The following is a 510-nucleotide window of genomic DNA, read 5'->3' on the forward strand; positions in this document are numbered from 1 at the left end:
CAGCAGAGATCAACATTTAAATAGTCAATATATTATTCTTTATCCCGTTGCTAACTGTCATGAGAACTTGTGTCGAAAAAGGCAATGCATTACTCTCTAAGGAAAACTGCTCTACTATATTCGGGACAACTACCGATAAGAGGATAATGATTACACCGAGAGACATTAAAATTAGAATAATCGGATATATAAGTGTTTGCCCAATTTTTCTTTTCACTTTCTGCGTTTGTTCTATATGGTCCGCAAGTCGGGACAACACCATACCTAAATGCCCCGACAGTTCACCAGCAGTGATCATTGACCTATATAATGGATTAAAAACATTTGAAAAATTTGAAAGTGAATCTGAAAATGAATAGCCCTCTATAACTTTCATCCTTATGTCATATATTATACTATTCATTGCATTTATTTTATTTTGCTTCTCGATAATTGCCAATACTTCGTCTAATGGTATTGCTGCATTCACTAATGTCGACATTTGTCGAGTAACTAACACGAGATCTTCAT

General features: G+C 34.5%; 1 protein-coding gene. It reads right to left on the minus strand.

Annotation, left to right across the window (positions count from 1 at the left end; genetic code table 11):
* Positions 1–16: 16 nt before the first annotated feature.
* On the minus strand, positions 17–510 hold a 494-nt coding region (locus V2A85_RS24395; protein WP_420072648.1), incomplete at its 5' end, for a type II secretion system F family protein.

It is taken from the genome of Yersinia sp. 1252 StPb PI (assembly GCF_048593885.1).
In the GTDB taxonomy this organism is placed as follows: domain Bacteria; phylum Pseudomonadota; class Gammaproteobacteria; order Enterobacterales; family Enterobacteriaceae; genus Yersinia; species Yersinia enterocolitica_E.